The sequence below is a fragment of the Aestuariibius violaceus genome, assembly GCF_040779325.2.
Taxonomy (GTDB): Bacteria; Pseudomonadota; Alphaproteobacteria; order Rhodobacterales; family Rhodobacteraceae; genus Aestuariibius; species Aestuariibius violaceus.
Map to the genome: position 1 here is coordinate 865,592 of NZ_JBFONT020000002.1, position 10,192 is coordinate 875,783.

Genomic DNA, 10,192 nt, shown 5'->3' on the forward strand with positions numbered 1-10,192 from the left:
CCCGATGATGCGCCTCGCCGAATACCGTTCCAAAGCCGCGCTGCTGTCGGATTTCCTGCCTTGGGCCGCGTTGATTGCTGACGGCGTCATCCTCAACAAGGATGGCAGCTTCCAACGGACGGCAGCGTTCCGGGGACCGGACCTCGACTCCGCGACGCCATCGGAATTGGTCTCGACTGCGGCCCGCCTCAACAGCGCGCTTCGACGCCTGGGGTCGGGCTGGGCCGTGTTCGTCGAAGCACAGCGCATCCCGGCACGCGAGTATCCGCTCTCCGAGTTTCCTGATCCGGTCTCGGCGCTGGTCGATGCAGAGCGCCGCGCGCAATTCGAAGAGGCATCATCGCATTACGAGAGCCGCTATTTCCTGACGCTGACCTGGATGCCCCCGGCCGATGAGGCAAGCCGGGCGAGTGGATGGCTGTTCGAGGACGCCCCGAGCAAGGGCGCGAACCCGCGCGAGCATCTCGCCGCGTTCAGGTCCCGCAGCGATCGGCTGCTCGACCTCTTCGAAGGTTTCATGCCGGAAGCCGCTTGGCTCACCGACGAGGAGACGCTGAGCTATCTGCATTCAACGATCTCGACGCGGCGGCAGACCGTCCGCGTGCCCGAGACGCCCATGCATCTCGATGCCTACCTCGCCAACGAACCGCTCGTTGGCGGGCTCGCGCCGCGCCTGGGCGACGGGCATCTGCGCACGCTGTCCATCGTCGGCTTCCCGACCGCGACCTGGCCCGGCCTGCTTGACGAGCTCAATGCCCAGGCCTTCGAGTATCGCTGGGCCACCCGCGCCATCTGCCTCGACAAGACCGAAGCGACGAAACTCATGACGCGCATCCGCCGCCAATGGTTCGCCAAGCGCAAATCCGTCGCAGCGATCCTCAAGGAAGTGATGACCAACGAGGCCTCGACGCTTCTGGACTCAGATGCCGACAACAAGGCGCTCGATGCCGATGAGGCGCTGCAGGAACTCGGTTCCGATATCGTCGGGGCCGCCTATGTTACCGCGACGATCACCGTCTGGGACGAAGACGGGCGCGCGGCAGACGCCAAGATCAAGATGGCCGAAAAGGTCGTGCAGGGCCGCGATTTCACCTGCATCCCTGAGACTTTGAACGCGGTGGAAGCATGGCTCGGTTCGCTGCCCGGGCACCTTTACGCCAATGTCCGTCAGCCACCGATCTCGACGCTCAATCTCGCGCACATGATCCCGATCTCGGCGGTCTGGGCTGGACCGGCGCGCAACGATCATCTGGACGGACCGCCGCTGTTCTACGCGGAGACGCAAGGCGCGACGCCGTTCCGCTTCTCGACTCATGTGGGCGATGTCGGCCACACGCTAGTCGTCGGACCGACCGGAGCGGGCAAGTCGGTACTGCTCGCACTGATGGCGCTGCAGTTCCGACGCTATCCCGGCGCGCAGGTATTCGCCTTCGACTTCGGCGGCTCGATACGCTGTGCCACCATCGCCTGCGGCGGCGACTGGGAGGATCTCGGGCTCGCACTGTCGGACGATGAGGGCGCGGTCCAGCTGCAGCCACTCGCTAGGATCGATGATCCGGCGGAGCGCGCCTGGGCACAGGACTGGCTTGCCGGGCTGCTGGCCCGTGAAGGCGTGACGGTTGATCCCGTCGCGCGCGATCATCTCTGGTCTGCGCTCACGTCACTCGCCTCTGCACCGGTCGAAGAGCGCACACTGACCGGCCTCTCAGTTCTCCTCCAATCGAACAATCTCAAGCGCGCGCTCGCGCCGTTTTGCCTCGGCGGACCTTTCGGCCGACTGCTGGATGCCGAGAACGAAGCGCTCGGCAGCGCAGACTTTCAGGCGTTCGAGACAGAGGGCCTGATCGGGTCCGCCGCCGCGCCAGTGGTGCTTGCCTATCTCTTCCATCGGATCGAAGCCCGGCTCAACGGGCGGCCTAGCCTGATCATCGTTGACGAGGGTTGGTTGGCCCTGGATGACGCCACCTTCGGTAGCCAACTGCGCGAATGGCTGAAGACGCTGCGGAAGAAGAATGCCAGCGTCGTCTTCGCCACTCAGTCGCTCGCCGATATCGACGGCTCCGACATCGCGCCCGCGATCGTTGAGAGTTGCCCGACGAGGATCTTCCTACCCAACGAGCGGGCCTTCGAGCCGCAAATCGCCACAACCTATCGCAGCTTCGGGCTGAATGACCGCCAGATTGAGATCGTGGCGCGCAGTACCCCCAAGCGTGACTATTATTGCCAGTCGCGGCGCGGCAACCGGCTCTTCTCTTTGGGTCTCGGCGCGGTCGCGCTGGCCTTCACCGCGGCTTCCTCAAAAGCCGATCACGCCGTCATCGATGCGATCCTCGCGGAGCATGGGCGGGACGGCTTTGCCGCTGCCTGGCTCGCCGGGCGCGGCCTCGACTGGGCGGTCGAACTGCTCGGGCCTTCCGATGCAGTGATCGACGCCACCCCATCCCCCACCACCGACAAGGAGATTGATAATGTTCAGAACCAAGAAACGTAAACTCGCGGGCCGCGCGGCAGCCGCCTTGCTGCTGTCGAGCGCGATCGCGTTCTCACCGGGCACCGCGCCGCCTGCCCATGCACTCTTCGGCGGCGGGTTTGGCGGGATCGTCTACGACCCGACCAATCATGCCGAGAACCTGCTGACCGCCGCCCGGACACTGGAACAGATCAACAACCAGATCGCCCAGCTCCAAAACGAAGCACAGATGCTGATCAATCAGGCGCGCAATCTCGCCAGCCTCCCTTACTCGTCGCTATCGCGCCTGCAGTCCTCTGTGCAGCAGACGCAGCAGCTCCTCAATCAGGCACAGCGGATTGCCCACGACGTCGCAACGATCGACGAGGCCTTCACGCAGGATTACGGCGCGGCAGCCGCGCGGGGAGACTTCGACGACATGATTGCCGGCGCGCAGGACCGTTGGCGGACCTCGGTCGCAGGGTTCGAGGATGCACTGAAGGTCCAGGCCGGTGTCGTTGGCAATATCGAGACCGCTCGCACCGAGATGCAGGCGCTCGTCGGTCGGAGCCAGGCCGCGACGGGTGCATTGCAGGCCACTCAGGCTGGCAACCAGCTCCTCGCACTCCAGAGCCAGCAGATCTCCGACCTGACAGCGGCGATCGCCGCGCAGAACCGGGCGCAGTCGCTCGAAGCTGCGCGCGTGGCTTCTGCCGAGGCGCAGGCGCGCGAGAACTTGAACCGCTTCCTCGATTACGGCTCCGGCTACGAGCCGACCACCGTTCGGATGTTCCGGTAGGCGGCCATGAAACTGAGCGCCGAGACCACCCTCAAAGGGATCGCCATCGCCATGGGCGCCATCGCAGCGCTCATGGTGGCAGTCGAGTTCCAGACTGCCCTTGAGACGGAGCATGCCGAACGCTCCGCTGCCGTGATCTCGGACGATCCGCTGCGGGGGATCCTGCAACGCTGCCGGACTCTCACACCGGAAGCTCTCAAGACCGATACGACCTGTCAGGCCGCGTGGGAAGAGAACCGGCGGCGCTTCTTTAGCCTTACGCCCGACGATCAGGACGCGGAGTAGGCCATGGGCGATGTCGGCGTCATCGATCGGTTCCTGGAGGTCTTCACCACCTATATCGACAGCGGCTTCGGTCTGCTCGGCGGCGACGTCGCTTTCCTCGCCACGACCCTGATCGTCATCGACGTTACGCTGGCCGCACTCTTTTGGGCCTGGGGCGCCGACGACGATATCATCGGGCGGCTCGTCAAGAAAACGCTCTTTGTTGGCGTCTTCGCCTATATCATCAGCAATTGGAACACGCTCGCGCGGATCATCTTCGAGAGCTTCGCCGGACTGGGTCTTGTCGCCACCGGCGGCGCTCTTGGTGCGGGCGAACTGTTACAGCCCGGTCGCATCGCGGCGGTCGGGCTTGAAGCAGGACAGCCGATCCTGGAATCCGTCGCCGACCTGATGGGCTTCGTCGCCTTCTTCGACAACTTCGTCCAGATCATGATCCTGCTCTTCGCCTGGATCATCGTGCTGCTGTCCTTCTTCATCCTCGCGATCCAGCTCTTCGTGACCCTTATCGAGTTCAAGCTGGCAACGCTGGCGGGCTTCATCCTCGTCCCCTTCGGTCTCTTCAACAAGACCGCCTTCATGGCCGAGCGCGTCCTCGGCCTCGTCATCTCCTCGGGCGTCAAGGTGCTCGTGCTCGCTGTGATCGTCGGGATCGGCTCGACCATATTCAGTGAGTTCACCACCGGCTTTGTTGGCGAACCAACCATCGGTGACGCTATGGCCGTCGTACTGGCAGCCCTCTCCATCCTCGCGCTCGGCATCTTCGGCCCAGGCATCGCCAATGGCATCGTCTCTGGCGGTCCGCAGCTTGGTGCGGGCGCCGCCGTTGGTGCGGGTTTGGCCGCGGGCGGTGTCGTCGCCGGAGGCCTCGCGGGTGCGAAGATGGCTGGTGCTGTCGGAGGCGCAGCCTTGCGTGGCGGTTCTGCTGTCGCGGGCGGTGCCTCCACCGCGTTCAAAATCGGCGCTGCATCGGGAACGACGACTGCCGGAAAAGCCGCAGGCGGCATGGCGGCCGTCGGACAGGCTGGAGCATCCACCGCCATCAATCCGCTTAAGCGTGCCGTCGGCGACAGCTATCGCTCCGGCTCGCGCGCCGCATTCGAGGCCACCGGCGGCAAGTTCAGCAATTCCCCGGCCAACCTGCCGACCCCCGCAAACAACGGTCCGCCCGCTTGGGCGCGCCGCATGAAGCGCCAGCAATCATTGCACCACGGCGCCATGACCACTGCCCACGCGCTGCGCTCAGGCGATGGCGGCGGCGCGGGCACGTCCATCAGCCTTTCGGAGAGATCATGAGATTCAAGCGACCGAGCGTGCGATACGCCAAGACACCGGAACCGACGACACCCTATCAGAAAGCCGCTCAGGCTTGGGATGAGCGCATGGGGGCCGCCCGCGTTCAGGCACGTAACTGGCGCTTCATGGCGCTCGGCTGCCTCGCGACCACGGCCACCTTCGGCCTCGCGCTGGTCTGGCAATCCACCCAGGGCACCATCGTGCCCTACGTGGTCGAGGTCGATCGGCTCGGTGCGGCGCAGGCCGTCGCACCCGCCACGGCAAACTATCGTCCGACCGATCCGCAGATCGCCTTCCACCTCGCGCGCTTTATCGAGAATGTGCGCCAGGTCCCGGCCGATCCCATCGTCCTGCGTGAGAACTGGCTGCGTGCTTACGACTTCACCACCGATCGCGGGGCCGTCGCCCTGAACGACTTCGCCCGCGAGAACGACCCCTTCGCCCAAGTCGGTGAGGTGCAGATCGCGGCCGAAATCTCCAGCGTCATCCGCGCCTCCGACACCAGCTTCCGTGTCGCTTGGATCGAGCGCCGCTACGTGAACGGCCAACTCGCCGGGACCGAACGTTGGACCGGCATCCTTTCCGTCGTCGTGCAGCCACCGCGAGATGCGGAGCGACTGCGTAAAAACCCCCTCGGCGTCTTCGTCCACGCCATCAACTGGTCACGGGAGAACGCCCAATGAGTGATTGCATCACACGCCAAATCTGCATATCCGCCAAACTGTCCTTCACCGCCTTGCTCGCAACTTCGATGCTTGCCGGATGCGCCACCTTCAAGCCGCCCGAGATCAGCTATGACGATCCCGTCGCCGCGACACTCGTCGCAGACCCGCCCGGACCCGTTCAGATCGTCGAGCGGCCCGAACCCTTGCCACTTCCCGGCCAGCTCATGCGGGTCGATGCGGATGATCGGCCTGAAGAAGCAGCAGAACCGACCGACCGCGTCACCAACGCAAACGCCGCTGCGCGGATCGAGCCGGTGCGCGACGGTTTCATCAACGCAATCCAGCTCTATCCCTACAGCTCCGGCGCGCTCTATCAGGTCTATACCTCGCCGGGACAGGTAACCGACATCGCCTTACAGGCAGGCGAGAGCCTCGTCGGATCGGGTCCCATCGCAGCAGGCGATACCGCCCGCTGGATCATTGGCGACACCGAGAGCGGGTCCGGAGACAACCGCCGCATCCATGTGCTCGTCAAACCGACACGGCCCGATCTGGTGACCAATCTCGTCATCAACACCGATCGGCGCACCTACCACCTCGAACTGCGCGCGACGCCGCAGGCCTATATGGCCTCCGTCTCCTGGCAGTATCCGGAGGACGAACTGATCGCACTGCGCCGTCAGAACGACCGCGCGGAAGCGAGCCTTCCTATCGGACGGAACGTCGCGCTCGAAGATCTCAATTTTCGCTACCGCATAACCGGTGACCGCGCGCCCTGGCGGCCGCGCCGCGCCTTCGACGATGGGCGGCAGGTCTTCATCGAATTCCCGCGCGGGATCGGCCAGGGCGAGATGCCGCCGCTCTTCGTGATAGGGCCGGAAGGGGATGGCCAGCTCGTCAATTACCGCATCCGACGCAATTACATGATCGTCGATAGGCTCTTCGCCGCCGCCGAGCTGCGGCTTGGCGACCGCCAGCGCGTCGTCCGGATCGTCCGGACCGACGGCGTGCGCCGGAGTGCGAAGCGGGAGGAGCGTGTAGTCTCCGCGTGGCGCCAGGACGATGACCGGTGAGCGACATGAGTGATCGTGAAGCAGACCGGAATGGGGCTGGCGGCGAAACCGAGCCGCGGTCCGAGCAGGAGATCGCCAAGGACCTGCGGCTGCGCCCGGACCCGCCGCGCGTGATGAGACTATCGCGTAGAGCGATCACGGTCATTACCGTGGCGGGCGGGCTGGGGATCGGTGCAATCCTAATCGTCGCGTTTCAAGGCCCAGATCGGGGGGACGGGCCGTCGGAGCTTTTCTCCACCGAGCGTGTTCAGGAGGCGGAGGGCCTATCGCTACTGCCACGAGACTATGGATCGATCCCGCAGCTTGGGCCGCCGCTGCCGGGCGAGTTGGGTCGTCCAGTCTTGTCCGCCCAGCGGCGCGGTGAGGCGGTGCCGGTCGTGCCCGCCACTGGACCCGCCGTCGATCCGGTCGAACAGCTGCGGCTCCAGGAGGCAGAGGCCGCACGGCTCGCGACGCTCTTTGCCGATGCGCAGACCAGCAGCACGACTGCCAGCTCTCAACCGGCAAGGCCAGGGTCGCCGCAAGCGTCGGGATTACAGGGGCTCTTTCCAACCGCAACGGGAGCGACGGATCGGCCCGATGCTGTCGATCGCCGTGAAGCGTTTCTGGACAGAGAGGTCGATCGTCGCACGACGGCGGTAGATCGCTTGCAGCCGCCAGCAAGCCCCTACATCCTGCAGGCTGGGTCCGTGATCGAGGCCGCACTGCTCACTGGTTTGCGGTCCGATCTGCCGGGCCAAATCAGCGCCCAGGTTACCGCCAATGTCTATGACAGCCCGACCGGACAGTTCCTCCTTATCCCGCAAGGAGCGCGGCTCCTCGGAGAATATGACAGCCGTGTCGCGACAGGCCAGCGGCGCCTGCTGCTCGTTTGGACACGGCTCATCCTGCCCGACGGCCGCTCGATCGTCCTCGAACGCGAACCGGGAACGGACGGGGCTGGCTATGCCGGCCTTGAGGACGGTGTCGACAACCACTGGGGATCGTTGTTCCTCGCTGCAGGACTCGCGACGATCCTCAATATCGGCTTGGAAACTGGCGAAGATAATGGTGACGAGATCGCCGAGGCCATCCGCGACGGCACTCAGGACACCATCGGACGCGCAGGCGAAGCCATCGTCCAACGCCAACTCGGTATCCCACCGACACTCACGATCCGTCCGGGATTTCCGGTGCGCGTGATGGTCACGCGCGATCTGATTCTCGAGCCACGAGGAGCCACCCAATGACGAAGCTGAAACTTGGAAACATCCGAGATGATAAGCCGGTGAAGCTAAACGTAGAACTGCCTGCGCACGTGCATCGCGATCTGACGGCCTATGCAGAGATCCTTGGCGCTGAAAACGGAGAAACGCTTGAGCCGGCCAAGTTGGTAGCCCCGATGCTGGAACGATTCATGAAAACCGATCGTGGTTTTTCGAAGCTCAGGAAGGATCACCGTTCTTCTTCGCCTCGATCCGCGCAAGAGAGATGAAGCGGCGAAGCGCCGGATTGTCGTTTTCTGGGCGCCAAACCAAGGAAAACGGGATTTGATCGGCCTCATCACGAATTGGTACGAAGGTCACATTCGGGTACGATAGGCCTCGCCAGTGATCAGTGACCAAGCTAACTCCAAGACCAAGGCCAACTAGGCTCATGATGCCCTCGCGTCCTAGCCTATGCCGTCGCACTTTTACCGAGCGCCCGAGATCGCTCAGTTGGCGGATTACGTAGTCATGAATTTCCGGACCGGGCTCGCGGGCGCTAACGATAAAACGCTGTCCCGATAATGTAGACCAAGCCAATGCAGTCTGAATCGCCAAGGGATGATCACTAGCAACCCCCAGAAACACTTGTTCCTTCGCGAGGATCAATTTGTCAAAGTCATCATAGTCGGGCTCCCCTGAAACACATACCAGATCAATCCGACGATGACTTAGCATCGTCATCAACTCACTGCGATCGGTTTCCAGCAGACAAATTTCCACCTGCGGATGCCTCTCGACAAATCTTTGCAGCAACGTTCGAATTGGGCCTGCTGAAAGCGACGCGATAATGCCGATCTGTAAATGACCGTTCTTGGCGATGCCGGCTGACCTTGCGGCATCGACTGCAAAGTTAACCTCATCCATGATCAGTCTGGCACGAAGCGCAAAACACTCGCCAGCGACAGTTAGCCTAGCACCAGAAGGACGCCGCTCGAAGAGTGACACGCCCAAAGTGTCCTCAAGCTTTTGAATGCGTCGGCTGATCGCAGATTGTCCAATGTCAAGCGCAGCCGCAGCGCGGTGAAAGCTGCCCGCTTCCGCGACAGTGAGAAAGTATGACAACTGTGCTGTTTGAACATCTGGCCACATGCGACATGTCATACATTAGGCTCGGAAAAGTCTCCTCCAGATTCCGAACTCAGTTTTATAGAATACGGATATTCCGTTAGATCAACGACTAGTCACTGACATGAGTTTCCTGCTTTATGCTCCGCGAAGCCATTTCGCGAAATTGATTGTTCAAGGGACCATATCGCTTTCGACAAAGAGCGGTTTTGCGGCTCTCGCGATATCGCGAACGCGCGAAACAGACAGAACCAAATACTACGTTTTCGGGGTCCGTATTAGCACAGTCGCAGGCCAGGTTCCTTTAAGACCTTCGCCCCTTGGGTCTAGCTCCAGTTAGGAGCCAGTTTTAGGTACAATTCACCTTTCCCTCAGCAATTCTTCAGCGATAGCTTGAGCATTGAGACGCATAAAATCAGGAATCGGCGCAACAGGCTCTTGACCGGGATGTAGCAGTTCGAATTCCTCGGCGACTTCGGTTGCCTCTTCATCCGTAAATACACCATCTTCGATACGAACGCGAACGAGGCCATGCATATCCGTGATCCATACAGCCTGTTCTTCCGCCAGTTTGGAGAGAGGAGCTTGGGCGCCGTGACCCGGGTACGCAATTGTTTGATCGCGCCCATATTTCTGGGTGACGTAATCCAGTTGCCGGAGCCACTGAGTTGTGCGTTGCTCGAGCAGAAAGCCTTTCTTGTCATTATCCGTTAAGTCACCCACGAAGACTGCGCCGTTCTGCTGATCGTAGAAGATCGTCATGGCGATGGACTCGCCCGCTCCGATATCGTCAACCGTGAGCGCAATATCTCCAAAGCGTAGAACCTCCCGATCGACCACAACCCGAGTGACGGCGGCAAGCTGCGTCGGATAAGCGTCGCCATTCACGCGGCGCGCGAAGGCGAACATCCCCAGGCTATCGCTTTGCATCTCATCGGCGGTGGCTTGGAGCGCAACGACTGGGGTGTCGGGAAAGGCTTGCAGTATAGATGGGATCCCTCCGACATGGTCTGGATGCGGATGGGTGATTAGGATGGCGAGAAGCGGCTTGCCGGTTGCCTCGATGCGCTCCGCCACGTCCTGGCCGGCTTGAATGGTCCGCTGGCCATCGATCAAAACGACGCCGTCCTCGCCTTCGAGTATCCATGTATTCACACTGCCGGGTCCCGGCTCGTGGAACCGCTCGATCTCATACGCCCATGCGGGAATGGCCAGCGTCATGATTAATGTGACTGCTCCGACGAAGCGGGCTGCGAATGGCGAGGTCTTCATGGTCTATTTCCTTTCGAAAAAGTTTCGGCCAGTTGTTCTTTCAT

The 10,192-nt window shown here is 62.3% G+C and carries 10 protein-coding genes; 8 read left to right on the forward strand and 2 right to left on the reverse strand.

The window, feature by feature from the left end:
* Positions 1 to 4: 4 nt before the first annotated feature.
* The 8 genes from trbE to AADZ90_RS11545 are packed head-to-tail and all read left to right on the forward strand — an operon-like array spanning position 5 to position 8,038.
* Entirely contained in the window at positions 5 to 2,491 is a 2,487-nt protein-coding gene (gene trbE / locus AADZ90_RS11510; RefSeq protein ID WP_367310135.1) for a conjugal transfer protein TrbE, read from the forward strand.
* On the forward strand, positions 2,469 to 3,248 hold the full coding sequence (gene trbJ / locus AADZ90_RS11515; protein ID WP_367310136.1) for a P-type conjugative transfer protein TrbJ: 780 nt from the start codon (positions 2,469 to 2,471) through the stop codon (positions 3,246 to 3,248). The genes trbE and trbJ overlap by 23 nt, the downstream gene beginning before the upstream one ends.
* Positions 3,249 to 3,254: 6 nt before the next feature.
* Positions 3,255 to 3,533, forward strand: coding sequence for a putative entry exclusion protein TrbK-alt (gene trbK-alt / locus AADZ90_RS11520; protein ID WP_367310137.1), 279 nt, complete (start codon positions 3,255 to 3,257; stop codon positions 3,531 to 3,533).
* Positions 3,534 to 3,536: 3 nt separating this feature from the next.
* A complete protein-coding gene (trbL, locus tag AADZ90_RS11525) occupies positions 3,537 to 4,826 on the forward strand; it encodes a P-type conjugative transfer protein TrbL (protein ID WP_367310138.1) in 1,290 nt (429 codons plus the stop codon).
* On the forward strand, positions 4,820 to 5,509 hold the full coding sequence (gene trbF / locus AADZ90_RS11530; RefSeq protein WP_367310229.1) for a conjugal transfer protein TrbF: 690 nt from the start codon (positions 4,820 to 4,822) through the stop codon (positions 5,507 to 5,509). The genes trbL and trbF overlap by 7 nt, the downstream gene beginning before the upstream one ends.
* The gene (gene trbG / locus AADZ90_RS11535) at positions 5,506 to 6,564 is read left to right on the forward strand and encodes a P-type conjugative transfer protein TrbG (protein ID WP_411997010.1); all 1,059 of its coding nucleotides are present in this window, start codon (positions 5,506 to 5,508) and stop codon (positions 6,562 to 6,564) included. Before trbF ends, trbG begins: the two co-directional genes overlap by 4 nt.
* Before the next feature lie 5 nt (positions 6,565 to 6,569).
* Positions 6,570 to 7,793: a TraB/TrbI/VirB10 family type IV secretion system protein gene (locus AADZ90_RS11540; protein WP_367310139.1), complete on the forward strand. Its 1,224-nt coding sequence runs from the start codon at positions 6,570 to 6,572 to the stop codon at positions 7,791 to 7,793.
* Positions 7,790 to 8,038: a DUF2274 domain-containing protein gene (locus AADZ90_RS11545; protein WP_367310140.1), complete on the forward strand. Its 249-nt coding sequence runs from the start codon at positions 7,790 to 7,792 to the stop codon at positions 8,036 to 8,038. Before AADZ90_RS11540 ends, AADZ90_RS11545 begins: the two co-directional genes overlap by 4 nt.
* Here AADZ90_RS11545 and AADZ90_RS11550 read toward each other — a convergent pair.
* Together AADZ90_RS11550 and AADZ90_RS11555 are read right to left on the reverse strand one after the other, a co-directional pair.
* Entirely contained in the window at positions 7,989 to 8,900 is a 912-nt protein-coding gene (locus tag AADZ90_RS11550; RefSeq protein ID WP_367310141.1) for a LysR family transcriptional regulator, read from the reverse strand. The genes AADZ90_RS11545 and AADZ90_RS11550 overlap by 50 nt on opposite strands.
* A gap of 336 nt (positions 8,901 to 9,236) precedes the next feature.
* Positions 9,237 to 10,148, reverse strand: a complete 912-nt coding sequence (locus AADZ90_RS11555; RefSeq protein WP_367310142.1) for an MBL fold metallo-hydrolase — start codon at positions 10,146 to 10,148, stop codon at positions 9,237 to 9,239.
* Between the last annotated feature and the right edge of the window lie 44 nt (positions 10,149 to 10,192).

Coding starts and splice junctions, on each gene's coding strand:
- trbE (WP_367310135.1), top strand. CDS start 5: ATGATGCGCCTCGCCGAATACCGTTCCAAAGCCGCGCTGCTGTCGGAT.
- trbJ (WP_367310136.1), top strand. CDS start 2,469: ATGTTCAGAACCAAGAAACGTAAACTCGCGGGCCGCGCGGCAGCCGCC.
- trbK-alt (WP_367310137.1), top strand. CDS start 3,255: ATGAAACTGAGCGCCGAGACCACCCTCAAAGGGATCGCCATCGCCATG.
- trbL (WP_367310138.1), top strand. CDS start 3,537: ATGGGCGATGTCGGCGTCATCGATCGGTTCCTGGAGGTCTTCACCACC.
- trbG (WP_411997010.1), top strand. CDS start 5,506: ATGAGTGATTGCATCACACGCCAAATCTGCATATCCGCCAAACTGTCC.
- AADZ90_RS11540 (WP_367310139.1), top strand. CDS start 6,570: ATGAGTGATCGTGAAGCAGACCGGAATGGGGCTGGCGGCGAAACCGAG.
- AADZ90_RS11545 (WP_367310140.1), top strand. CDS start 7,790: ATGACGAAGCTGAAACTTGGAAACATCCGAGATGATAAGCCGGTGAAG.
- AADZ90_RS11550 (WP_367310141.1), bottom strand. CDS start 8,900: ATGTGGCCAGATGTTCAAACAGCACAGTTGTCATACTTTCTCACTGTC.
- AADZ90_RS11555 (WP_367310142.1), bottom strand. CDS start 10,148: ATGAAGACCTCGCCATTCGCAGCCCGCTTCGTCGGAGCAGTCACATTA.